Genomic DNA, 23,100 nt, shown 5'->3' with positions numbered 1-23,100 from the left:
CGGTCACCGGACCGGGATCATGCCGGGCCCGGCCGGCGACCGGGCTCCGCCGCGCCCACGACCGCCACCAGCAGTCCCGGGAAGCGCGCCTCCAGATCCGCCCGCCGCAGCGTGTTCATCTTCGCCGTCCCCCGGTAGTGCTGCCGTATCACGCCGGCCACCCGCAGCACTCTGAAGTGGTGCGTCGACGTCGACTTGCTCACCCCGAGCCCGGCGGCAGCGGCGGAGCAACTGGCCAGGCCCTCCTCGTCGAGCGCCGCCAGTACGCGGACGACCTGTAGCCGGGCCGGGTCGGCGAGAGCCTGAAGAACGCTCTCCAGCCGTATCTCCTCCCGGGGCGGGTGCTCCAGCTCTCTGCCTCCGGCGCTCCGAACTTCCCTGTGCCGCACGGGAATCCCCCTCTTCCTGACGTCTTCACTTTTCCGGGTTGACGCGCTCTCCATCCCGGTGCAATATTGCGTGCACAAGCAACGCTTGCGCAAGCAATGAATACGGAAGGATCTCGACATGGCCTGGATCTACTTGCTCATCGCCTCGGTCTTCGAGGTGATCTTCGCCCTCGGCACCAACGCCACCGACGGCTTCACCAAGCTCGTACCGTCCCTGATCACCGCGGTCGCCGCCGGCTTCGGCATCTTCTTCCTCAGCCTCGCGCTGAAGACGCTCGACGTCGGCGTCGGTTACGCGATCTGGACCGGCATCGGCTCCGTCGGCACCGTCCTCCTCGGCACGGTGATCTTCGACGAGTCGCTGAACCTCGGCAAGGTCATCTGCTTCGTCGCCATCCTCGGCGGAATCATCGGCCTCAAGCTGGTCGACCGCGGCTCGGCCGAGGCCGAGGCGACGACCGCGCCGGCCACTGCGACGGTCCCCGAGCCGGTCCGCTGACGCGGCCCGCCACCACGACCGACGGGTGACCGACATGCCTCTGAAGATCGAGATCTGGTCCGACTACGTCTGCCCGTTCTGCCTTCTCGCCAAGAAGGTCCTGGATCAGGCGACCGAGGGCAAGGACGTGGAGATCACCTGGCATCCGTACGAGCTGCGACCGGAACCGACGCCGACCCTGCTGGTCGAGGGGGACTACCTCCAGACCATCTGGAAGAGCGTGGTCTACCCGATGGCGGCCCGCCTGGAGTCGCCGATCGTCCTGCCGGACGTGTCACCGCAGCCGTACAGCCGGCTTGCCTTCGAGGGCTACCAGTTCGCGCTGGAGCACGGCAAGGGAGCCGAGTACAACGAACGACTTCTGACGGCCTTCTTCGTGGAGGAGCGCGACATCGGCGATGTCGAGGTCCTCACCGAACTGGCCGGCGGACTGGGCCTGGACGCCGGCCGCTACCGCACCGCCCTCCGGACCGGCCGCTACTACGAGACGCACCAGCGGATCCAGCGCCACGCACACGAGGACCTCGGGATCAAGACCGTCCCCACCCTCTTCATCGGGGAGGGCCGCACCAAGGTCGAGGGCATGCCCCAACGCGCCTTCCTCACCAAGGTCGTCGACGAGGTACTCGCGGCAGAACAGCAGGCGGCGCGGCGACCCGCAGCACGACAACCCGCACCAATACCGCTCCCCGTGGCCTGAAGGCCGCCGCGCCGCACCCCCCAAGAACCCACATCACCAAGGAGAACCACGTCATGGCCTGGATCTGGCTGCTCATCGCCTCCGTCTTCGAGGTCGCCTTCGCCCTCGGCACTAACGCCACCAAGGGTTTCACCCGCCTGTGGCCCTCCGTCTTCACCCTGCTGGCGGCCGCCGGTGGCATCTTCACCCTGAGTCTTTCGCTGCGGACGCTGGACGTCGGCGTCGGTTACGCGATCTGGACCGGCATCGGCTCCGTCGGCACCGTCCTCCTCGGCTCGGTGATCTTCAAGGAGAAGATCACCAAGGAGAAGGTCCTGTGCTTCGCGTCGATCGTCGGCGGCATCATCGGCCTCAAGCTGGCCTCGGGCATCTGACCGGCCGGCTCCGGCCGGCGGTCCGGCCGGTGCTCCTCCGCGAGCAGAGCCACCCCGCCGGGAGCGTCACCGCGCACCGCCACCGCGGCTCCACCGCGCTCCCGCCACTCCGGCGCCCCGTGCCCGCACCGCCGCGCCGGCCCCTCAAGACGGAACCCCGGCCGCCAGTACCGATTCCCCGCCAGGCGGCCGGGGTTCCCACCCCTCTGCCAAAGCGATTGCGAGGAGACCATGCCTTCCCAGGGATTCCTGGACCACCTCACCGACCAGGCGGCACTGCGACCGCACGGAACCGCCCTCGTCTTCCGGGAGGAGCGGGTCACCTACGGGGACCTGCTGAGCACGGCCCAGGACCTCCGTACGCAGCTGGCGGACCTCGGCCTCCCCGCCGGGCGGCCGGTCGCCCTCTCCGTGAAGAAGTCGCCCGGCGCGATCGCCCTGGTCATCGCCCTTCTGATGGAGCGGCGGCAGATCCTGCTGCCCTCGCCGGAGCTCGGTGAGGACGTCCTTCAGACCCTCGGCCGGCAGGCATCCTGCTCCCACGTCCTGACGGTCTCGACCGAGCCCGGAGGCGGCCGCCCCACGGTGGGGGCACGAGAGGTGGCGGGGCCCCCGGGCGCCGAGGGCTTCGTACTGCCGCCGGCCGCCCAGGCGTCGCTCTTCCTCACGACCTCGGGTTCCACCGGCACCCCCAAGATCGTCCCGCTGCTCGGTGCGGCCGTGGACAACTTCCTCGACTGGGGCGCCGGACAGTTCGTGGCGCCGGGCACCTCCGTCCTCAGCTACGCCCCCCTGAACTTCGACCTGTCGCTGCTGGACGTCTGGTCCACCCTCGCGGCCGGCGGCAAGGTCGTCCTCGTCGACCAGGACCGGGCCACCGATCCGGCGTATCTGCTCGGGCTCTTCGAGCAGGAGGGCCCGGAGGTCGTCCAGGCCGTGCCGATGTTCTACCGCCTGCTGGCGGAGGCGGCGGAGGCGGCGGAGGCCGCGCGGCCCGATGGGCCGGTCTTCGGGCAGGCGCGGCACGTGATCTTCACCGGTGACGCGATGCCGTACGCCCTGCTGACCCGGCTCACGGCGCTCTTCCCCGCCGCCCGCTTCCACAATCTCTTCGGCTGTACGGAGACCAACGACAGTCTGATGCACACGGTCGACGCCGAACGGCTCTCCCCGGACGAGAAGATTCCGATCGGCCGCCCGCTCCCGGGTGTGGACGCCCTGCTGCTCGACGAGGACGGGCGGATCATCCCCGGCGAGGGCACCGGCGAACTGCTGGTCGCCACCCCTTTCCAGACTTCCGGGTACCTCGAAACCGCGCGCAACGAAGGCGTGTTCGTGCCGCACCCGGACGGCGCCCACCTCGGCGCCTATTACCGCACCGGCGACATGGTCACCCGTCGCCAGGACGGTGCGTACGTCCTGGAGGGCCGTAACGACTTCCACGTGAAGGTCCGCGGTGTGCGGACCAACATGCAGGAGGTCGAGCAGGTCATCCTCCAGCACCGGGATGTCAGGGAGGCGGCCGTGGTCGCCCTCCCCGACGAGCTGGCCGGCGTGCGCCTGCACGCCCTGGTGCAGCGCCGGGAGGGCTCGGGGCTCGGCGGCCTGTCGCTGCGCACCCACTGCGCCGCGTCGCTCCCGCGCCCGGCCATCCCCGGATCGATCGTCGTCGGCGACGTACCGCTGCCGCGCACACCGACCGGGAAGCCCGACCGCAACCTCATCAAGAAGAACCAGACCGAGAGGAACGCAGCATGAGCAGCAGAGACACCAGCGCCACGACCGACCGGATAACCGAGTTCGTCACCAGCCAGTTCCTGCCGGACGTCGACGCCTCCGAACTGGCCGCCGACTACGACCTGGTGGACAACGGCGTCATCGACTCCCTGGGCCTGATCCGGGTCATCTCCTGGGTCTCGGAGACCTTCGAGCTCCCGCTGGACGACATACCGATCGCCGCCGAGAACTTCCGTTCCGTCGAGGCCATCGACCGTTTCGTCACCGGGGCGAAGGCCCCCGCCACGGCGGTCTGAGCCGTACCGCATCCCTTTTTTCCGCGTACCCATCGACAGCGATCCCGTTGAGGAGAGAACAGAAATGATCATTCGCGGTCTGTCCGACGTGAAGCACGTGGAGTGGGGCAACGGCCTGAGCCGGCGCTTCCTGACCGAGGCCGACGGCATGGGGTACTCCCTGACGGACACCGTCGTGTTCAAGGGCACGGTCTCCAAGCTCCAGTACCAGCAGCACCTGGAGGCCTGTTACTGCATCTCCGGCAGTGGCGCGGTGGAGACGGTCGCGGGCGAGCGCATCGAGATATCGGAGGGAATGATGTACGCCCTCGACGAACACGACGCGCATCTGCTGATCGCCTCGGAGAACGAGGACTTCCGCCTCGTGTGCGCCTTCGCCCCCGCCCTGCGCGGCGACGAGGTCCACTCGCTCAGCGCGGACGGTTACTCACGCTACTGAGTCCGTTCTTGTCCACTCCGTTTCCGTTTCACCCCTCCCCCAACACCGCGCCGGCCCGCTCGACGGCGAGCGGGCCGGCGCATCCCCCTTCGACCCTCATCTCCTAAGGACCGAAATGATCACGTGGACGGCTGAACAGCGGGAGTTCCGGGACCTGATGGTCCCCCTGGCGGACGAGCTGAACGAGGGGCACATCGAGTGGGACGAGAAGGAGGAGTTCCCGTACGACAAGTGGAAGACCATCCAGCGGTCCGGACTGCTGGCCGTGCCCTTCCGTGAGGAGTGGGGCGGCCGCGGCCAGTCGCTGCCGACCACGATGTACGCGCTGGAGGGGCTCGGCTACCACTCGCGTGACGCCGGGCTCAACTTCTCCGCCTCCACCCAGATCGTCTCCACCGGCATCCCGCTCCAGCGCTTCGGCTCCAAGGCGCTCAAGGACCGCTATCTGCCGCGGATCCTGGACGGCAGTCTGATCGGCGCACATGCCATCACCGAGCCGGACCACGGCTCGGACGCGACGAACATCCAGTCGGTCGCGGTCAAGGACGGTGACGACTACGTCATCAATGGCTCCAAGATGTTCATTTCCAATGCCACGATCGCCGATGTCTTTCTGCTGTACGTGCGCACCGGCGAGGCGGGCAGCCCGCTGGGCATCAGCGTCTTCCTCGTGGAGCGCGACACCCCCGGCCTGAGTGTGGGGCCGAACATCAGGAAGATGGGCCTGCACAGCTCGCCGCTCGCCGAGGTGTTCTTCGACGAGCTGCGGGTCCCCGCCTCGAACATGCTCGGCTCCGAGGGCGCCGGATTCCTCATCCTCGACTACGTGATGAAGCGGGAGATCCTCTTCTCCTTCTCCATCAACCTCGGCGAGATGCAGCACCGGCTGGAGCGCGTCGTCGCGTACGCCAGGAGCCGGGAGCAGTTCGGCCGGCCGATCGGCAAGTTCCAGGGCGTGTCGCACAAGATCGCCGACATGAAGATCGCGGTCGAGACCGCCCGCAAGTGGCTCTACGACACGGCCGAGAAGGTCGTCGCCAACAAGGACAGCACGATCGACGTCGCCGCCACCAAGATCACGGTGAGTGAGGCGAACAAGGCCACCGCCCTCACCGCCCTCCAGATATTCGGCGGCTACGGCTACCTCACCGAACACGGCATAGAGAAGGACGTGCGCAACGCGCTCGCCGGAACCATCTATTCCGGTACGTCCGAGATCCAGCGCAACCGCATCGCGTCGATGCTCGGCCTCTGATCTCCACCGCATCACTTCCCGCACCCGTACGAGAGTCCCTGGAGGGACGTGCCATGACCGTCGTCACCGAGCAGAGCCCCGACACCTTCGAGTACCTGCTGCGACCCACCTACTTCCTCGACCACGACGCCCCGGAGATCCAGGAGTTCGTCGACCGCTGGGTCACCGACCGCGACGCCCCGGCCGCCAAGAAGGCCGTCGAGCTGTACTACGCGGTCCGTGACCACGTCTTCTACGAGGTGTACGACGCGGACCTGTCCCGCGAAGGACTGCGGGCCAGCTCCATAGCCGTCGGCGGGCAGGGCTTCTGTCTCCACAAGTCGATCCTGTACGCCGCCGCCGTCCGCGCCGTGGGCATACCCAGCCGCCTCGTCTACGGCGACGTACGCAACCACCTGGCCTCCGACCGCCTCAAGCAGCACATCGGCGGCGATGTGTTCTTCCACGGCCTGACGTCGGTCTTCCTCGACGGCCGCTGGATGAAGGCCACCCCCGTCTTCAACAAGCTGCTGTGCCGGCTGTACGGGATGACGCCGCTGGAGTTCGACGGCACCGGCGACAGCCTCTACCACCCGTTCGACGGGGACGAGGGCGACTCCTCGCAGGCCATGCAGTTCCTGCGCATGCACGGCGAGTTCGACGACCTGCCCTACGACTACGTGATGACGAACATGCGGGCCAAGCACCCGAAGTTCGTGCACGGCGACGGCACGGTGGCGGGCGGCTCGCTGGCCGCCGAGGCGTCCTGAGCCCCCGCTTCCCCGCCGACTTCCTCCTGGAGAACCGATGAGCAACGTCACCACCCCCACAGACGGCTGGCGGGCCCGCGCCCGGGTCGGCGTCGTCGTCCCGCACGCGGACGTCGGCCCCGAGTCCGAGCTCCAGGCGATGGCCCCCGAGGACGTCTTCATCCACGGCTCGCGCCTGCACTTCGGGGCGATGCGCCCCGGCGGCGAGATGGACCCCAAGATCCCGCACTCGCCCGTATACGCGTTCATCGAGCCGCCGCACGTGGACATCGCCACCGAACTGCTCGCCGCCTCGCCCATCGACTCGATCGCCATGGGCTTCACCAGCTCCTCGTACGTCGTCGGTGTGGCCGGCGAGAAGGAGCTGTACGACCGGCTTGCCGAGCGCACGCGGGGCATCCCGATCACCGGAACCACCAAGGCGGCCGTCGCGGCGGCGCGCGCACTAGGAGCGGAGCGCCTGGCGCTGGTCAACCCGCCGTGGTTCGACGACGAACTCTCCGGGCTCGGCGCGAAGTACTTCACCGACCAGGGGCTGCACGTCGTGCACCACGGGCCCTGCGGACTGCCGAGCAACCAGAAGGAGATCACCCCCGAGGCGCTCTCCGCCTGGATCCGCACCGAGGTGGCGTCCTACGAGCCGGACGCGGTGCTCGTCGCGGGCAACGGGATCCGCGCGGTCGGTGTCATCAAGGGCCTGGAGGAGGAGCTCGGCTTCTCCGTCCTCACGGCCAACCAGGTGCTGTTCTGGCACGCGCTCCACCTGGCCGGGGCCGCCGAGGCGGCCGGAGAAATCACCTCGTACGGGCGACTTTTCGGGAGTACTGATGGCCCTCTTGCCGGCTGACGGCTTCGTCGCGCAGTTCATGACACAGGACGGCGGTCGCTACACCGAACCGCTGATCTGTTGGCGGGAGGACGACACGTGCGTCTACGGAATGGTGCTGCACAAAGGCTCGCTGCGCAGAGCCGAGGCCCTGAACGGCTTCCTGAACTACCGCACGGCGGAAGAACAGGCGGAGCGCCGCCTCCACGCGGTGGGCTGACACCGGGCGCGGGCGCGGCGGGGCTGACACCGGGCGTGGGCGCGGCGGGGCTGACACCGGGCGTGTGCGCGGCGGTCCGTACGGGGCGCTCGCTCTTTCCGCGCGGGGTGGTCTTCACCGAGGCGGCGGCCGCCATGTGGGAGCAGCCGCTCCCCGTCGCCGAGGAGCAGCACCTGGCAGGCGCCGTACCGCGGCGGATACGGGAGTTCCGGGCCGGCCGGCACAGTGCCCGCGCCGGGCTCGCGAGGATCGGGCTGCGGCCGGAGCTGCTCCTCCCGGCCCCCGGCGGCGGGGTCCGCTGGCCGTCAGGGGCCGTTGGCTCCATCTCGCACAGTGGCCGCTACTGCGCCGCGGCGGTCGCCCCGGCCGCGCTGGCGGCCGGGATCGGCTTCGATGCCGCCCAGCGGACCACCGTGACGGAAGTGATGGCCCGGGCGGTCTGCCGGCCGGAGGAACTCGACCGGTGCGAACGGGACCCGTATCCGGCCGAGGAGCGGGCGACCCTCGTCTTCTCGGCCAAGGAAGCGCTCTACAAGGCACTCCACCCGCTGACCGGGGTGCCGCTCGGTTTCCAGGACGTGACCGTCACCGTCCCGGCCGCCCGGCTGACCTCGGGCCGCTTCTGGGCCCGCGTCCTCGCCCCGGGGCCGTTGAGCGGCCTGAGGGTGCAGGGCCGTTACGCCTTCACCGCCACGGAGGTCCTCACCTCCGTGGTCCTCAGTCACCACCCCACAACCGGCAAGGAGCCGACCCGATGACCACTCCCCCCTCCGCCTCCGCGTCGCTCTCCGACGCCGACCCGCGGCTTGTCGAGTACGTGCACCAGGCCGTCCGGCTCTCCTCCGAGCACGTGGCCCGTGGCGGCATCCCCTTCACCGGCCTCGTGGTCGGACGCCGGGGCGAGCTGCTCGGCACCGGGGTCAACACCGTGAGCGAGGACCGCGACGCGACCGCCCACGCGGAGATCGTGGCCCTGCGCGCGGCGGCGAAGCAGCACGGTCTGCGGGCCGTCGCCGGGTCCACCCTGATCGCCTCCGGGGAGCCCTGCGCGCTGTGCTACCTGGCTGCGCTCCACTTCGGCGTACAGCACATCGTGTACGCGGCGGACCGGCACATGGCCGCCCGGGCCGGCTTCGACTACGCCGACTCCTACCGCGTCTTCGCCACCGACCCCACGCAGTGGCCCCTCAAGGTCACCGCGCTTCCTGTGGAGGGCTCGGAGCGGCCCTTCGACGAGTGGCGCGGCGTACGACTGCACCACTGAACGACCCCGGTCCCGATCCCACCCGCACCGTACCGAGCCCGAAGGAGCCGACCGCATGACAGTGAACATCAAGGTCTGGTCCGACTACGTCTGCCCGTTCTGCCTGCTGGCGGAGGAACCGCTGCTCAAGGCCGTGGAGGGCGAGGATGTCGAGATCGAGTGGATGCCGTTCGAGCTCCGCCCGCACCCGGTGCCGACGCTGCACCCGGAGGGCGAGTACCTCCAGACCGTCTGGAAGCGGGCGGTCTACCCGATGGCGCGCCGCATGAAGGTGGACATCAAGCTGCCGGACGTCTGTCCGCAGCCGTACACCGGGACGGCCTTCGAGGGCTACCAGTTCGCGAAGGAGCACGGAAAGGGTACGGCGTACACGCCCCGGGTGCTGCGGGCCTTCTTCCAGGAGGGCCTGGACATCGGCCGGATCGACGTACTGACCGGCATCGCCGCCGAACTGGGCCTCCCGGCCGAGGAATTCCGCCGGGCCCTGGAGGACGGCACCTACCGGCAGGCACACCAGGACGCGCTGGCGACGGCGGAGAAGAACCTGATCCAGAGCGTGCCCACGATCATCGTGGGCGGCACCCACCGCATCGAGGGAGTCCCGCACCCCGCCCAGCTCCGCAAGGCGATCGACGCCGCCCAGGCCGAGGCCGCGATGGCGGAGAACACCGCGGCCGAGGGAGCGGCCGCCGAGGCCGGAGGGGCGCCCGCCGACTGGGGGGCCACCTGCGGAATCGACGGATGCTGAGCGAGGCCGCCCACTGGCGTGACCTGATCGTGCTGACCGGCCGGGTCGGTCACGCCGTAGACAAGGCGATGCTGCGCCGCCACGGCATCTGTCTCTCCGGCTTCTTCGCCCTGTCGGCGCTGAAGGAGACGGAGGGACAGGTGCTGCGTGTGCAGGAGCTGTCCGAGGCGGTGGGGCTGACGCAGTCGACGGTGAGCAGGCTGCTGAACCGGCTGGAGGACTCGGGTCTGGTGCGGCGGCGCATCGGGGACCACGACCGGCGCGCCACCTACGCCGGGCTCACCGAGGCGGGTCTCGCGGCGGTCGACGAAGCGACCGGCACCTTCGAGAAGGAGGTGGGGGCGGCTCTCGCGGCCGTTCGACCGGTCCACTGAAGCCTTCAAGGGGTAGAAAAAAACCGGACGTCCGGTATAGTCTCCTGGTGGGTAGTCACGAGGGGGCGTGGGCCCGTGCGCTGCACGGTCCGCGGCTCCCCGCTGACTGCCCACCGAGTCTTTGGCGGCCACACCGCCGGAGAGCTGGACCGAGCGGCGGGGGGTTCTACTGTGGCGACGAGCGGGGTGGGGATGGCCATGTACAGCGATGACCGTCAGGCGCGGAGCTCCGGAGCGTCGTCGTACGCACCACGCGGACCCGGCGATCACGTCGCCGGCACGGTGACGGGGGTGCTCGCCGGGCCTTCCGGGCGCGCGACCCTCGACCTGGAGGCGCTGCTGGCCGACGCGCGGCGCGCCCCCGGCGGCTGCTCGGTGCGGTTCCTGCCCGAGCTGGAACGCCTCGTCGAATCGCTGAACTCGGAGGCCGCGCTGACCACCGGGGGAGCGGCCACCGTCGCCCAGCGGCTGCGCACGGCGCTCACCCGGCCGGTGCAGCTGCGCATGCTGCGCAGCGCCGTACCCGCGATAGCGCACATCGAGCCGGCGCCGGTCTTCGTCACCGGACTGCCGGGCAGCGGCGCGGGGCTGCTGCACAACCTGCTGGCCGAGCACCCCGCCGTGGACGCCCCCACCTTGTGGGAGCTGGCGGAACCGGTCGCCCGGGCGGCCGGTCCGCGCGAGTTCCGCGCCCTGATCGGGCGCGGGCGGGCGGAGGCGGAAGCCGGCGCCCGCGCGCTGCACGGCCGGCCCGCCGGACTGCTGCGCGCGGCGACGCGCCCCGGCGGCTGCTCCTGGCTGCTGGGCAACGCCTTCCAGAGCCTGACGTTCGCGCTGTCCTGGCGGGTGCCCGGATACGCCGACCGGCTCATGGACGGCTCCATGACGGAGGCGTACCACTTCCACCGCGAGCAGCTCCAGGCGCTGTGCCACCGGATTCCCGGGCCGGCCCCACTACTGCGCGACCCCTTCCACGCCGGGCACCTGGGGAACCTGTTCGAGGTCTACCCGAACGCGCGCGTGATCGTGGTCCACCACGACCCGCTGCGCACGGTGACCGCCACCGCGGGAATCAGCCACGCGCTGCGCGGACTGGGCAGTGCCCGCAGCGATCCGCTGGAGACGGGACGGGAATGGACGGACCGTGTCGAGCGCGGGCTGACGGCCATGGAGGCCGCCCGCCGTGGTGTTCCGCGCGGCCGGATACTCGACGTTCGCCACGCGGATCTGGTGGGCGCGCCGAAGGGAGAGGTCCGCAGGGTCCTGGCGTTCATGGGTGTGGAGCAGGTGCCGGTGGTCGAAGGCAACGTGGCCGCGCTCGCGGCACGTACGGCGCGGGCGGCGAATCGCTGCGTCCCTTTCCGGCCGGCGGAATTCGGGATTTCCCGAAGTGCGCTGGCTGGCCGATTCGCTTTCTACCGAGAGCGGTACGGTCTCTGACCTCTGTACGGGATCTCCCCGGGCCGTTGCTCTGCATAATTGCTTGCGTAAGCATTACACTTGCCCGAGGGGCGCCGCTCGGCGCCCGGGGCAGGAGGTGGCCGCGATGGCCGAGGCGGCGAACGGCACGGCAACCCTTGCCGGCCTGGACCTTTACCGGCAGCTGACCATTCTCGTCGGTCAGGCGAGCGGCACGCTCGAAAAGCGAATGCTGAGAAGGCACGGCGTCACCCCGCTCGAATACATGGCTCTGTCCAAGCTCGCGGACGCGGGCGACGACAGCCTGCGCATGAACGACCTCGCGGAGGCCGTGGGGGTGAATCCGTCCACGGTGAGCCGGCTCATGGGCCGGCTGGAGGGTGGCGAACTGGCCCGCCGGGAAATCTGCGAGGCGGACCGCAGGGCGACGTACGCCCGGATCACCGATCAGGGGCAGCGGGTCGTGCGGGAGGCCGCCGCCACCTTCGACGATGACTTCGCGTCGGCACTGGACGCCGCCGCGGTCGATTCCCGTACGGCGGCCCTGGTGTCGCTGCTGCGCCAGGGATAGCCGCGGCCGCACGACCGATCGCCGGCCCCCGACCACCGTCGGGGGCCGGCTTTTTGTGCGCGGTTTCCGCCCCGTTTTCGCTATCCGGTAGAAAAAAAACCGGTGGGCAGGTATGTTTTACGCGTCGAACCGTCACTGAGGGGATGCGCGAACATGGCTGTACTGCTTGAGCCGCCGGTTGTCACCGCGGAGCGCGACGCGCCGGCCGGGGGACTCATCACCCACTGCCAGGCCGAGGACGACCGCACCTTCGAACTCTCGGCCCGCTGGCCGCGCGAGCACGGCCTGTTCGGGCCGGTGCTGGAGCGCTGGCACAATCCGCTGCTGGCCGCCGAGATCATCCGACAGTCCGCGCTCGCGGTCGCGCACACCGGTTTCGCCGTCCCGCGGGGCGCCCGGTTCCTGATGTGGAACCTGAAGTACACGCTCTCCCCGGTCGGCCTGCGCGTCGGCCCCGCACCCACCGGCGTCACGGTCCGGATCGTGTGCCGCGACGTCAAGCGGTCCGCGGCCGAACTGTCCAGCATGCGCGCGACAGCCGACCTCTACCGCGGCACGGCGCTCATCGGCCGCGGCGAAACCACCTTCACGTGTGTCTCGCCCCAGGAGTACGAGCGGCTGTGCGGCGTCAACGAGCCCGCCGCCGACCCGGCCCCCGCGCTGCCGGCCCCGGTCTCCCCGGCGCTGGTCGGGCGGACCGACCCGGCCGACGTACTCCTCGCCCCCACCGGTACCGCCGGCGCCTGGCAACTGCGCGTGGACCGCGTGCACCCCGCGCTCGGCGACCCGGCCTCCGACTCCGTCCCCGGCATGGCGCTCATGGAAGCCATGCGCCAGGCCGCCCAGCTCGCCGCCGGGTGCGGCACGGTCCTCTCGCTCGACTTCGCGGGTGAGTTCACCCGGTACGTACGGTTCGACCGCCCCGCACGGGTCACCGCCGAGGTCGTCGGCTCCGCGCGCGGCGGCGGTGTGCCGGTGCATGTGGCCGTAGAACAGGACGGCGAACTCGCCGCGTTCGGCACGCTCCAGCTCCAGCCGGTGCGCTCGGCATGAACGGAGGACCAGTGAAGACCATCACCGGGGCCACCGTGCCCGCCGCCGACGGCCCCCGCATCCTGGTGACCGGCGCGACCGGCTTCATCGGCTCCGCCGTACTGCGCGACCTCGCCGCGCGGCACGGCGGGACCGGCGGGCAGGTGCGGGCCCTGGTCAGAAACGTCCCGAGACCCAGGGTCAGCCGGCCCGTCATCGACCCGGGCATCGAGTACGTACAGGGCGACGTGACGGACCCCGAATCGTTGCGCGGGGTCTGCGACGGCATCGACGTCCTGATCCATCTCGCCTGCTACATAGGCCCCGACGAACGGCTCTGCACCGCCGTCAACGAGCTCGGCACCCACGCCGTGCTCGCCGAGGCCGCCAGGGCCGGCACCCGCCGCGTCCTCACGGTCTCCACCACCGCCGTCTACGGCGGCGGGCCGCACCGGAGCATCGGCGAACACGACGTCGTGCCCGCGCCGGTGTCACCCACCAGCCGCAGCAGGCTGCTCGCCGAGCGGGCCGTGCTCGCCGCGGGCGGCGCGGTCCTGCGGCCGGGCCTCGTCTACGGCACCGGCGACGAATGGGTCGTCCCGGCCGTGGCCGAACTGCTCGGCCGGGTGCCCGCCTGGTGCGACGGCGGCCGGGCGCTGCTGTCCGTGATCGCCGTCGACGACCTCGCCCGGCTGCTCACCACCGCGGCCATGTCGTACGACCCGGTGCTGCCGCCCGGCACGGTGCACCACGCGAGCCACCCCGAGCCGGTCTCCCTGCGGGACCTGCTGATCGAGCTGTGCCTGGGCGTGGGTCTCCCGCTGCCCCAGGAGGACCTGACGTACGACGAGTACCGCGCGCGCCTGGCGGCCGTGCCCGGCCGGGTGACCGAGCGTCAGCTCTCCCTGCTGGCGACGGACCACTGGTACCGGAGCTGCTCCGTGTGGCAGCTCACCGGCTGCCTGCCGGGGCCCGGCTTCCAGGCGCGTATGCGCGCGTACGCCCCCTGGTACCGGGCGTTCCTGGACCAGGCAACCCGGCCCGCGCCACCGACTCCGCCCGTGCCGGCCGCTCCGCGCGTCCCGCACGTCGTCGCATCATCCGTTCCGACCCGGATCGAGACCTCCGCATGACAACCCCCTCCCCATGGCGCCACCGCGCCCTCGCGCCCGTCGACTGCGCCGGACTGCGCCTGCGCAACCGGCTCGCCGTCGCCCCGATGACCCGCGTCTCCGCCACCGCGCAGGGGCTGGCGACCGCCGAGATGGCGGCGTACTACGCCGACTTCGCCCACGGCGGCTTCGGCCTGATGATCACGGAAGGCACGTACACGGACAGCGCGTACAGCCAGGGCTACGCCAACCAGCCCGGCATCGTGTCGACCACGCACACCGCCGCCTGGCAGCGCGTCACCGACCAGGTGCACGCGGCGGGTTCGCGGATCGTGCTCCAGCTCATGCACGCCGGAGCGCTGGCCCAGGGCAACCGGTTCCGGCCGGTCACCGCCGGGCCCTCCGCCGTGCGGCCGCGCGGCGAGCAGCTGGCCAACTACGGCGGCGGGGGCGCGTGGCCGGTTCCCGTGCCCATGACCCAGGAGGAGATCGCCGAGGCCGTCCGCGGTTTCGCCGCCTCCGCCGTGCGCGCACGGGAGGCGGGTTTCGACGGGGTCGAGGTGCACGCGGCGAACGGCTATCTGCTCGACCAGTTCCTCACCGACTACACCAACCTCCGCACCGACTGCTACGGCGGCCCGGTCGGGCAACGGGTCAGGCTGATGCGGGAGACCGTCGCCGCCGTACGGTCCGCGACCGGGCCCGGGTTCACGGTCGGCGTCCGTTTCTCCCAGGCGAAGGTCAACGACCACACCCACCGCTGGGCGGGCGGGGCCTGCGAGGCCGAGACGGTCTTCACGGCGGCCTGCGCGGCGGGAGCGGACTACCTGCACATCGCCGGCAGCGGCCGGGACTGGTTCACCGACGAACGCCTGGACGACGGCCGGACCGTTGCCGCCGTGGCCCGGGAGTCCACCGGGCTGCCCGTGATCGCCAACGGCGGCATGCACGACCCCGCCCGGGCCGCGCGGGTACTGGAGGAAGGGCACGCCGATCTGCTGTCGGTCGGTACGGGCGCGCTCGCCAACCCCGATCTGCCGCGCCGGTTCGAGGGCCGCACGGTGCCGGCGCCGTTCGATCCGGCGGTACTGAAGCCGCTGGCCACGCTGGCGAACGCCCGACGGGTGCGGGCCGTGCAGCCCTTGTGACGGCCTGGCGCGAACGGGCCGGGAACTCCGCGCGGGGTACGGCAACTGAAAACCATCTGGTAGGTTTTTTGTTTCAGTGAACTACAGGCGACGAAGAGTCGATCGGGGTGCGGCGTGGCGGAGCAGGAAAGAGCCAGGCGGACCCGGAACCGGCTGGTCGTCGCGGCGGCCGAAGTGTTCGAATCCATTGGGTACGAGCGGGCGACCATGGCCCGCATCAGCGCCGCGGCCGGAGTGACCAAGGGAGCCCTGTACTTCCACTTCGCCACCAAGGACGAACTGGCCAGGGCTGTTCAGTCGCGGGCCTGCGAGGGATCCGTCCGGGTGCTCTCCGGGCTCGACCGGCCCGGCGTACCGGCGCTTCAGGTCCTCATGGATCTGACCCACGCGCTGGCCCGTCTGGTGCGGCACGACAGGGTGGTACGGGCCGGCGTACTGCTCTCGCGCGAACGCGGAAGCGCCGACGCGGCGCTGGACTGTTACGCGGTCTGGCTCGGCTGTGTACAGGCGCTGCTGGTGCGCGCCGAGGCCGAGCGCGCGCTTCGGCCGGGCGTCTGCCGCGACGCCGTCACCGCTCTCGTGGTCTCCATGATCTGCGGGGCGGAGTTCTTCGCCCTCAGGGACCTGCCGGACGTCAAAGCGCCTCCTGCCGGGCCGGACGCCGTCGCGCTGGAACCCCTCGGACCGGATCGCGTGGGACCGGAACCACTCGGACCGGAACCCCTTGGACCGGACCCGGCCCTGTGTGCGGACCCGGACCGCGACCGGGCGGACGGCGCGTTCGAATGGCTGGCGCGCATCTGGGGTCTCGTCCTGCCCGCGCTGGTGGAGACCGGTGCCGGCCGGACGCTGGACGCGTCGGGCAGGGCGTCCGGCCCGTCCGCCGGCTGAGCCCCCCGTTCGGACCCCGGTTCTTCCGTTCGCTGGTTCTGTCGCTGTTTCCGCCCCTAATCCACGGCGCTGCCCTCGGCCCTGAGGTGCGGCAGTACGCCCGGGACGGCGATGCCGGGCAGTAGCGCGCGCCACAGCACGGCGATGCGCTGGGGGAGGTCCGCCCGGTTGGTGAACAGCTGGGAGAACAACTGCACACCGCTGTACGCGGCGACGAGCAGCTCGGACAGTTCGCCGGGGTCGGCGTGCGGCAGCAGCTCGCCCCGCACCTTGGCGGCGTCCAGCTGTTCGCGGAACGCCTTCACCCACAGCTCGTACGGCGTGGTGTCCTGCACTCCGAACGAGGACTGCTCGATCGAGAGCCGCACACCCGCGCGCAGCAGGACGTTCGTCTGGAGTTCGCGCGCGAGGTACAGGGTCGTGTCGATGAGCGTCTGGAGCCCGGGTTCCCCCTGGGGGAGTTCGAGGGAGTCGCCCTGCGCCGACATGACGCCCTGCGCCAGTTCCTCCTTGGAGGGGAAGTGGAAGTACAGCGCTCCGCGCGTGACACCCGCCCGGGCCAGGATGTCGTTGATGCTCGCGGTGGTGAAGCCGTGCTCCTCGAACACGGCCGCGGCGGCGTTGATGAGCGTCTCGCGCGTCTTGATCGCTCGCTCTTGTTTGGGCTTCGCCATGGATACCTCTCGAACGGGGGTAGAAAAAAACCATCCAGCCAGTATCTTATCAGTGTGCACCTGGCCCGCAGAGCCTGCGGCGCCTGGTGATTTTTGCCTGTTCCAAGGGGAGGGAACTCGCTTGTCCAGCACGCGTGCCACCATGTCTCACACCGGTTTCCAGATCGCGCGGTCCGGTTTTCAGCACGGCTTCGGGGGGTTCGGGAACGAGAAGCTGACCACTGTGGTTCCGAAGGAGTTCGTGCACCGGGCCGCGGCCGCCGAAGTGTTCCTGACCGGCTGGAAGGACACCGGTGACGACTGCTTCTCGGTGACTGCCCAGTGGCCCCGCGCGCATGCCTTCTACGGCCCGTCCTACGGCCTGCACGATCCGCTGCTGCTGGCCGAGACGATCCGTCAGACGATCCCGCTGCTGTCGCACGTCGCGTACGGCGTGCCGTTCGGGCACCGGCTGATATGGCAGGACATGCACTACACGCTCAAGCCGGAGGCGCTGCGCATGGCGCCGGTGCCGGCCGAACTGGAGTTGCGCGTCAGCTGCCACAACATCGTCCGAAGATCGAGCCGACTGGTCGGTATGCGAATGGAGTTCCTCGTCCTGCGCGAGGGCAGGTTCCTCGCCAGCGCGACCGCCCGTTTCACCAGCCACGCCCCCGCCGTGTACCGGCGGCTGCGCGGCGAGTACGGCGATCTGGACACCGCGCTGGCCGGCATGATCGCGATGCCGCAGCCGGTGGCGCCGCATCTGGTCGGCCGTGACCGGCGCGACGACGTGGTTCTCGCTCCCGGCGGAGCCGAGGGCCGCTGGCTGCTGCGGACCGACGTCACGCACCCGGTGCTCTTCGACCACCCCGTCGACCACGCGCCGGGCATGCTGCTGCTGGAGGCCGCCCGCCAGGCGGTCCAGCTCACCAGCGGCTCGGTACCGGTCGTCCCGCTGGCCATGAAGACGACCTTCACCCGGTACGCGGAGTTCGACGCGCCCTGCTGGGTCGAGACCGAGCGAATGGAGGCCGACGGTCTCGGCAGGTCCCGCGTCCGGGTCACCGTCCGGCAGAACGCTCAGGTCCTCTTCGAGACCATGGCCACCACGGCCTGTGCGACGCAAGTGAACTGAGCCCGCCACCAGGGCGGCCGCGCCCCGTGCGTTCGCTGTGACGGCACAGCGAACGCACGGCGCGCAACGCTTCCCGGCCGTACCGGCCGCCTATCCCGCCAGCACCGCGCCCAGCTGGTCGAGGCCCCAGTCCAGGTCCTCCTTGCTGATCACCAGCGGCGGGGCGATCCGGATCGTCGAGCCGTGGGTGTCCTTGACCAGAACGCCCCGGTCCATCAGCTTCTCCGAGATCTCCCGGCCGGTGCCGCGCGACGGGTGGATGTCCACGCCCGCCCACAGCCCCCGGCCGCGCACCGCCTCCACGGCGCCGCCGCCCACCATCAGGCCCAGCTGCTGGTGCAGGTGGTCGCCGAGCTCGGTGGCGCGCTGCTGGTACTCGCCGGTCCGCAGCATCGCGATGACCTCCAGCGCCACCGCGCAGGCCAGCGGGTTCCCGCCGAACGTCGAACCGTGCTCGCCCGGCCCGTACACCCCCAGCACCTCGGCCGACGACACGACGGCGGACACCGGCACGACGCCGCCGCCCAGCGCCTTGCCCAGGACGTACATGTCGGGGACGACGCCCTCGTGCTCGCAGGCGAAGGTCCGGCCCGTACGCCCGAGGCCGGACTGGATCTCGTCGGCGATGAAGAGCACGTTCCGCTGGCGGGTCAACTCCCGCACCCCCGCCAGGTATCCGGCCGGCGGGACCAGGACCCCCGCCTCGCCCTGGATCGGTTCGAGCAGCACGGCCACGGTGTTCTCGGTCACCGCGGCTTCGAGCGCGGTCAGGTCGCCGTACGGGACGATCTCGAAGCCCGGCGTGTAGGGGCCGAAGTCCGCGCGGGCCTCGTGGTCCGTGGAGAAGCTGACGATGGTCGTCGTACGCCCGTGGAAGTTGTTGGCCGCGACGACGATCTTCGCCGTGCCGTCCAGCACTCCCTTGACCTTGTAGCCCCACTTGCGGGCCGTCTTCACCGCGGTCTCCACCGCTTCAGCCCCGGTGTTCATCGGCAGCACCATGTCCATGCCGCACAGGTCGGCGAGCTGCGTGCAGAACTCGGCGAACCGGTCGTGGTGGAAGGCACGGGAGGTCAGCGTCACTCGTTCGAGCTGAGCCTTGGCTGCGTCGACGAGCCGGCGGTTGCCGTGGCCGAAGTTGAGCGCGGAGTACCCGGCGAGCATGTCGAGGTAGCGGCGCCCCTCGATGTCTGTCATCCAGGCGCCGTCCGCCGACGACACAACGATGGGGAGAGGGTGGTAGTTGTGCGCGCTGTGGGCCTCCGCAGAGGCGATGGCGGCTTGGGTGGTCGACACGGGGTCTCCGATCGTCGAAACAAGTCCATCCGGCGAGGGGCAGGGATGGTGCCCCTTTTCTATCGTCGCTCGCATGCCGGACGAAGAAACCATGCTTTGCGGTGCGGCCGCTAGGGTGGCCGGTACGCACGGCGACTGGCGTACGCGGAACGGACCGCGGGGAAGCCGTGCGGGGAACAACAGCACGAGGTGCCGCCCGCCTGGGCACCCCGGGATCACGACCGGACACTGACCGCTCGCCCCGGAGGACATCATGACTCTCCCGCTCAGCCACCCCGCCCTGTCGGCCACCGACCCCGAACTCGCCGCACTGGTCGGAGCCGAGGAGCAGCTCCAGGCCGACACCCTGCGCCTGATCCCCAGCGAGAACTACGTCTCGCAGGCCGTACTCGAAGCCTCCGGCACCGTCCTCCAGAACAAGTACAGCGAGGGCTACGCGGGCCGGCGCTACTACGAGGGCCAGCAGAACATCGACCAGGTCGAGCGGCTCGCCACCGACCGGGCCAAGGCCCTGTTCGGCGTCGACCACGCCAACGTCCAGCCCTACTCCGGCTCACCCGCCAACCTCGCCGTCTATCTCGCCTTCGCCGAGCCCGGCGACACCGTGATGGGCATGGCCCTGCCGATGGGCGGCCACCTCACCCACGGCTGGGGCGTCTCGGCCACCGGCAAGTGGTTCCGCGGCGTTCAGTACGGCGTACGCCACGACACCGGTCTGATCGACTTCGACGAGGTGCGCGACCTCGCCCTCAAGGAGCGCCCGAAGCTGATCTTCTGCGGCGGCACCGCCCTCCCCCGCACCATCGACTTCGCGGCGTTCGCGGAGATCGCCCGTGAGTCCGGCGCCGTGCTCGTCGCCGACGTCGCCCACATCGCCGGCCTGATCGCGGGCGGCGCCCACCCGTCCCCGGTCCCGCACGCGGATGTCGTCTCCACGACCACCCACAAGACCCTGCGCGGCCCCCGCGGCGCGATGCTGATGTCCCGCGAAGAGCACGCGAAGGCCATCGACAAGGCGGTCTTCCCCGGCCTCCAGGGCGGCCCGCACAACCAGACCACCGCCGCCATCGCCGTCGCCCTCCACGAGGCGGCGCAGCCCTCCTTCCGTGACTACGCGCACGCGGTCGTCGACAACGCCAAGGCCCTCGCCGAGGCGCTGCTCGCGCGCGGCTTCGACCTGGTCTCGGGCGGCACCGACAACCATCTGATCCTGATGGACCTGACCCCCAAGGACGTGCCGGGCAAGGTGGCGGCCAAGGCGCTCGACCGGGCCGGGATCGTCGTCAACTACAACACCGTTCCGTACGACCCGAGGAAGCCGTTCGACCCGTCCGGCGTCCGCATCGGCACCCCCTCCCTCACCTCACGCGGTCTGGCCACGGAACACATGCCGGCCGTCGCCGGCTGGATCGACCGGGGGGTCACCGCCGCCCGCACCGGAGACGAGGACGAACTCGCCGCGATCCGCGCCGAGGTCGCGGACCTCATGGCCGCCTTCCCGGCGCCGGGCCTCCCGACGGACTGAGGCGGGGCGCCTCGCGTCGCGTCCTCCTCACGTATCGATGAGCTGACGGCGCGGCCCCGGCGGGCCGGGATCCCGCGGTCCCGCGTTCCGCCGGGCCGTGCCGCGCCGGATCAGGGTGATTCCGGCGAAGCCGACCACGGTTCCGGCCGCCAGCCCCGGTATCGGCCACCATCAGTCAGCCGAGCCGGGGTTGCCGCCGCCGCCGGCCCGGACCGGCGTGCCCGCGTCCGACCCGGCCGGCGCGGCTCCGTAGCTGCTGACGAGGTCCGGCGGGTAGTCGCTGCCGCCGCCCGGCCCGGCCTCCGACGCCGCGCCCCCGCCCTTCCTGTCGCCCAGGACGCCCAGCGCGCTCAGCAGGCGACGCAGCTTCGCCGGATCGTCGGCCAGATGCCAGCGCTCGGCCGGGGCGGCCGAACCGTCCGTCCGCGTACTGACCCAGATCGGCCCGGCCGACCTCGGCAGATGCACGCGGTCCACCCGCCACACCGACACGTCGTGCCGCAGCCAGTGCACCGTGAGCCGGCGCCATGTGCCGCCCTCGCCCACGGCGCCGTCGATGTCCAGCGGCCGCCCCCGAACGCCGTCCACCTCCCCGGAACCCAGGTACTTCTCCAACTCCCGGTAGCGAGCTGCCGTGTGGTACAGCGCATCGGCCTGCCCGCTCTCCGGCGAGACGACCAGCACGCTGGTCGGTCCGCCCGCCACGGACTGCGACGCGCCCAGCAGGACCATCGAGAGCACCACCCCCGTCAGGGCGGCAAGTCGTCGTAACAAGCGCATGGTTCGTCCCCCGTCGACGCGTCGCTTCTCGCTGCGGTGTCACTCGACCCGGTGTCACTCCATCCGGTGTCTCTCGGTCCGGTGTCACTCACCGCGGTGTTCACTTCTCATACACCGCTCGGACCGTTCCGGTTCCGCTTCCGCCGGCTCAGTCCGCCGATTCCGCGATGTCCACCGCGCGCTCCATGGAGCGCACGCCTTCGAGCCGCAGTGTCAGCCCCTCCGGCCGCTGCCAGAGCAGCGTCGGGCCCGCCGCCCTGATCTGCCGTGCGTACGGGCGGCTCGCCTCGTCCAGGAGCAGCAGCGTCAGCCGGTGACGCTCCGGGAACCACAGGGCCGTCTCACCGTCCACTTCGGTGTAAGCGGCGGGCACCGGCGTCGACTTGTGGAAGAGCGGATCGATGGTCGCCCTGAACGCGTCGATCCGCACCTCTCCCCAGCACACCGACAGCACCCGCCGGTCGGCCGACACGGAAGCCGCCGTCGGCTCACCCAGCCCGGCCGGCAGCGCCGGTTCGAAGCCGGCCCGCAGTGACGCCTCCGCCACGGTCAGCCCCTCCCGGCAGCCGGGCCGCCCCGACGCGCCGGGCCGTTCCGGCGGCGCCGAGGCCCTCGGGTCGTACCGCACCTCCACGCCGCCGAAGTCGAACCACTCCACGACCGCCGCGCGCACCGGGGGCGTGAGCACCAGCACGACCACCAGCCCGGACAGTGCGGCGGTCAGCCGCCGCCACCGGCGCCGCGCCCAGGCCCGCAGCCGTTCCGCGCGCCCCGGCGGCTCCGCCACCGGTACGGCCACCGCCTCCGCGACGATCTGTGCCAGTACCCGCTCGGCCATCGTCGGCCCGTCGACATCCGGAACCCGCAGCCCGCGCCCCAGCCCGCGAAGCGCCTCGCCCAGATCCCCCGGCACGCGGCCGTCCCGTCCCCGCGCCGGGCCCCTGCCGCTGCCCGCGCCCCCGTCGCCCTGCCCGCCGGCTGCCCCGTCGCCCCGCGCACCGACCGCCTCGCCGGACGGGTCGCCGGGCCGATCACCGTCCCCCGTGCTCATGCTCATCACCCCCCTCCCAAGCGCCCGGCAGGATCCGGCCCAGCTTCCGCAGCCCCCGGTTCAGGCGGGACTTCACCGTGCCCCGGGGCCAGCCCAGGGCCTCGGCCGTCTCCGCCTCGTCCATCTCCAGCAGGTAGCGGTACGTGACGACCCGTCGCTGGTCGTCGTTCAGCTCGTCCAGCGCGGCCAGGAGCTGCGCGCGCCGCTCCTCCGCCAGCGCCGCCACCGCCGGATCGGCCGATTCCGGTATCACCGGTCCGGCGCCGAGCAGCGCTGCCTCCCGCCCGGTCGCGGCCTGCAGCCGACCCGCCGAGCGCAGTGTGTTTCTCGTCTCATTCACGACAATTCGCAGCAACCACGGGCGGAACGCCGAGCCGTCCCTGAAGCTCCCGAGCGACTGGTACGCCTTGAAGAACGCCGCCTGCACCACGTCCTCCGCGTCCGCCCCCGCACCCAGCGCCACAGCCGCCCTGAGCGCGATTCCTGTGTGGGCGCGTACCAGTTCCGCGTACGCCTCGGGCTCCCCGGACCGTACGCGCGCGATCGCCGCAGCATCGTCGATGCCGATGCGGCCCCCCTCCAGGGTCCCCTCCCGCGTCCTCACACTCTTGATA

28 protein-coding genes and 1 riboswitch are annotated in these 23,100 nt (G+C 71.0%); of the genes, 22 read left to right on the top strand and 6 right to left on the bottom strand.

Annotation, left to right across the window (positions count from 1 at the left end):
* Positions 1-17: 17 nt before the first annotated feature.
* Positions 18-395 carry an ArsR/SmtB family transcription factor gene (locus tag AS594_RS13920; protein ID WP_420877897.1) on the bottom strand — a complete coding sequence of 126 codons (378 nt, stop codon included), beginning with the start codon at positions 393-395 and terminating at the stop codon, positions 18-20.
* Positions 396-507: 112 nt separating this feature from the next.
* Between AS594_RS13920 and AS594_RS13915 the strand changes: the two genes are divergently transcribed.
* From AS594_RS13915 to AS594_RS13820, 20 genes are all read left to right on the top strand, one after another.
* Positions 508-888 carry a DMT family transporter gene (locus AS594_RS13915; protein WP_069927348.1) on the top strand — a complete coding sequence of 127 codons (381 nt, stop codon included), beginning with the start codon at positions 508-510 and terminating at the stop codon, positions 886-888.
* Between the two features lie 34 nt (positions 889-922).
* A complete protein-coding gene (locus AS594_RS13910) occupies positions 923-1,588 on the top strand; it encodes a DsbA family oxidoreductase (RefSeq protein ID WP_107358103.1) in 666 nt (221 codons plus the stop codon).
* A gap of 53 nt (positions 1,589-1,641) precedes the next feature.
* Positions 1,642-1,962 carry a DMT family transporter gene (locus AS594_RS13905; protein ID WP_069927346.1) on the top strand — a complete coding sequence of 107 codons (321 nt, stop codon included), beginning with the start codon at positions 1,642-1,644 and terminating at the stop codon, positions 1,960-1,962.
* A gap of 231 nt (positions 1,963-2,193) precedes the next feature.
* On the top strand, positions 2,194-3,720 hold the full coding sequence (locus AS594_RS13900) for an AMP-binding protein (protein WP_069935113.1): 1,527 nt from the start codon (positions 2,194-2,196) through the stop codon (positions 3,718-3,720).
* On the top strand, positions 3,717-3,995 hold the full coding sequence (locus AS594_RS13895) for a hypothetical protein (protein ID WP_069927344.1): 279 nt from the start codon (positions 3,717-3,719) through the stop codon (positions 3,993-3,995). The genes AS594_RS13900 and AS594_RS13895 overlap by 4 nt, the downstream gene beginning before the upstream one ends.
* A gap of 64 nt (positions 3,996-4,059) precedes the next feature.
* Positions 4,060-4,434 carry an ectoine synthase gene (locus AS594_RS13890; protein WP_069927343.1) on the top strand — a complete coding sequence of 125 codons (375 nt, stop codon included), beginning with the start codon at positions 4,060-4,062 and terminating at the stop codon, positions 4,432-4,434.
* Positions 4,435-4,549: 115 nt separating this feature from the next.
* The gene (locus AS594_RS13885) at positions 4,550-5,689 is read left to right on the top strand and encodes an acyl-CoA dehydrogenase family protein (RefSeq protein ID WP_069927342.1); all 1,140 of its coding nucleotides are present in this window, start codon (positions 4,550-4,552) and stop codon (positions 5,687-5,689) included.
* 53 nt (positions 5,690-5,742) lie between these two features.
* Positions 5,743-6,438, top strand: a complete 696-nt coding sequence (locus AS594_RS13880) for a transglutaminase-like domain-containing protein (protein ID WP_069927341.1) — start codon at positions 5,743-5,745, stop codon at positions 6,436-6,438.
* 37 nt (positions 6,439-6,475) lie between these two features.
* A complete protein-coding gene (locus AS594_RS13875; protein ID WP_069932901.1) occupies positions 6,476-7,285 on the top strand; it encodes a maleate cis-trans isomerase family protein in 810 nt (269 codons plus the stop codon).
* Positions 7,266-7,484, top strand: a complete 219-nt coding sequence (locus tag AS594_RS13870) for a DUF6253 family protein (protein ID WP_069927339.1) — start codon at positions 7,266-7,268, stop codon at positions 7,482-7,484. Before AS594_RS13875 ends, AS594_RS13870 begins: the two co-directional genes overlap by 20 nt.
* Before the next feature lie 35 nt (positions 7,485-7,519).
* Positions 7,520-8,242, top strand: coding sequence for a 4'-phosphopantetheinyl transferase family protein (locus AS594_RS13865; RefSeq protein ID WP_069932902.1), 723 nt, complete (start codon positions 7,520-7,522; stop codon positions 8,240-8,242).
* Positions 8,239-8,748, top strand: coding sequence for a nucleoside deaminase (locus AS594_RS13860; protein ID WP_069932903.1), 510 nt, complete (start codon positions 8,239-8,241; stop codon positions 8,746-8,748). Before AS594_RS13865 ends, AS594_RS13860 begins: the two co-directional genes overlap by 4 nt.
* 55 nt (positions 8,749-8,803) lie before the next feature.
* Positions 8,804-9,496, top strand: a complete 693-nt coding sequence (locus tag AS594_RS13855; RefSeq protein WP_069932904.1) for a DsbA family oxidoreductase — start codon at positions 8,804-8,806, stop codon at positions 9,494-9,496.
* Positions 9,490-9,870 (top strand): MarR family winged helix-turn-helix transcriptional regulator, encoded by a 381-nt coding sequence (locus tag AS594_RS13850; protein WP_069927335.1) that lies wholly within the window; start codon positions 9,490-9,492, stop codon positions 9,868-9,870. Before AS594_RS13855 ends, AS594_RS13850 begins: the two co-directional genes overlap by 7 nt.
* Positions 9,871-10,068: 198 nt before the next feature.
* Entirely contained in the window at positions 10,069-11,310 is a 1,242-nt protein-coding gene (locus tag AS594_RS13845; RefSeq protein ID WP_079148468.1) for a sulfotransferase family protein, read from the top strand.
* Between the two features lie 106 nt (positions 11,311-11,416).
* Positions 11,417-11,860 carry a MarR family winged helix-turn-helix transcriptional regulator gene (locus tag AS594_RS13840; RefSeq protein WP_069932905.1) on the top strand — a complete coding sequence of 148 codons (444 nt, stop codon included), beginning with the start codon at positions 11,417-11,419 and terminating at the stop codon, positions 11,858-11,860.
* A 153-nt stretch (positions 11,861-12,013) separates the two neighbouring features.
* A complete protein-coding gene (locus AS594_RS13835; RefSeq protein ID WP_069932906.1) occupies positions 12,014-12,913 on the top strand; it encodes a ScbA/BarX family gamma-butyrolactone biosynthesis protein in 900 nt (299 codons plus the stop codon).
* Between the two features lie 11 nt (positions 12,914-12,924).
* Positions 12,925-14,025 (top strand): NAD-dependent epimerase/dehydratase family protein, encoded by a 1,101-nt coding sequence (locus AS594_RS13830; protein ID WP_240509008.1) that lies wholly within the window; start codon positions 12,925-12,927, stop codon positions 14,023-14,025.
* On the top strand, positions 14,022-15,152 hold the full coding sequence (locus AS594_RS13825; protein WP_069932907.1) for an oxidoreductase: 1,131 nt from the start codon (positions 14,022-14,024) through the stop codon (positions 15,150-15,152). Before AS594_RS13830 ends, AS594_RS13825 begins: the two co-directional genes overlap by 4 nt.
* 114 nt (positions 15,153-15,266) lie before the next feature.
* Entirely contained in the window at positions 15,267-16,043 is a 777-nt protein-coding gene (locus AS594_RS13820; RefSeq protein WP_069932908.1) for a ScbR family autoregulator-binding transcription factor, read from the top strand.
* Between the two features lie 56 nt (positions 16,044-16,099).
* Here AS594_RS13820 and AS594_RS13815 read toward each other — a convergent pair whose 3' ends face one another.
* Complete coding sequence (locus AS594_RS13815; protein WP_069927328.1) at positions 16,100-16,717, bottom strand: ScbR family autoregulator-binding transcription factor; 618 nt, start codon at positions 16,715-16,717, stop codon at positions 16,100-16,102.
* A gap of 142 nt (positions 16,718-16,859) precedes the next feature.
* Between AS594_RS13815 and AS594_RS43920 the strand changes: the two genes are divergently transcribed.
* Positions 16,860-17,834, top strand: a complete 975-nt coding sequence (locus tag AS594_RS43920) for a ScbA/BarX family gamma-butyrolactone biosynthesis protein (protein ID WP_079148206.1) — start codon at positions 16,860-16,862, stop codon at positions 17,832-17,834.
* A gap of 90 nt (positions 17,835-17,924) precedes the next feature.
* On the opposite strand, the gene rocD is transcribed toward AS594_RS43920, so the two are convergent.
* Positions 17,925-19,130 carry an ornithine--oxo-acid transaminase gene (gene rocD, locus AS594_RS13805; RefSeq protein ID WP_069932909.1) on the bottom strand — a complete coding sequence of 402 codons (1,206 nt, stop codon included), beginning with the start codon at positions 19,128-19,130 and terminating at the stop codon, positions 17,925-17,927.
* Positions 19,131-19,251: 121 nt separating this feature from the next.
* A riboswitch (ZMP/ZTP riboswitch) is annotated at positions 19,252-19,343 on the top strand.
* A gap of 40 nt (positions 19,344-19,383) precedes the next feature.
* Between rocD and AS594_RS13800 the strand changes: the two genes are divergently transcribed.
* Complete coding sequence (locus AS594_RS13800) at positions 19,384-20,655, top strand: serine hydroxymethyltransferase (RefSeq protein WP_069932910.1); 1,272 nt, start codon at positions 19,384-19,386, stop codon at positions 20,653-20,655.
* A 171-nt stretch (positions 20,656-20,826) separates the two neighbouring features.
* On the opposite strand, the gene AS594_RS13795 is transcribed toward AS594_RS13800, so the two are convergent.
* From AS594_RS13795 to AS594_RS13785, 3 genes are all read right to left on the bottom strand, one after another.
* Positions 20,827-21,429, bottom strand: coding sequence for a hypothetical protein (locus tag AS594_RS13795; RefSeq protein WP_141746845.1), 603 nt, complete (start codon positions 21,427-21,429; stop codon positions 20,827-20,829).
* Positions 21,430-21,583: 154 nt separating this feature from the next.
* Positions 21,584-22,486, bottom strand: coding sequence for a hypothetical protein (locus tag AS594_RS13790; RefSeq protein WP_240509007.1), 903 nt, complete (start codon positions 22,484-22,486; stop codon positions 21,584-21,586).
* Positions 22,467-23,090, bottom strand: coding sequence for an RNA polymerase sigma factor (locus tag AS594_RS13785; protein ID WP_069930505.1), 624 nt, complete (start codon positions 23,088-23,090; stop codon positions 22,467-22,469). The genes AS594_RS13790 and AS594_RS13785 overlap by 20 nt, the downstream gene beginning before the upstream one ends.
* Positions 23,091-23,100 lie beyond the last annotated feature (10 nt).

It is taken from the genome of Streptomyces agglomeratus, assembly GCF_001746415.1.
In the GTDB taxonomy this organism is placed as follows: domain Bacteria; phylum Actinomycetota; class Actinomycetes; order Streptomycetales; family Streptomycetaceae; genus Streptomyces; species Streptomyces agglomeratus.
The sequence above is the reverse complement of the archived record's forward strand: the minus strand, read 5'-3'. Positions and strand labels throughout refer to the sequence as shown.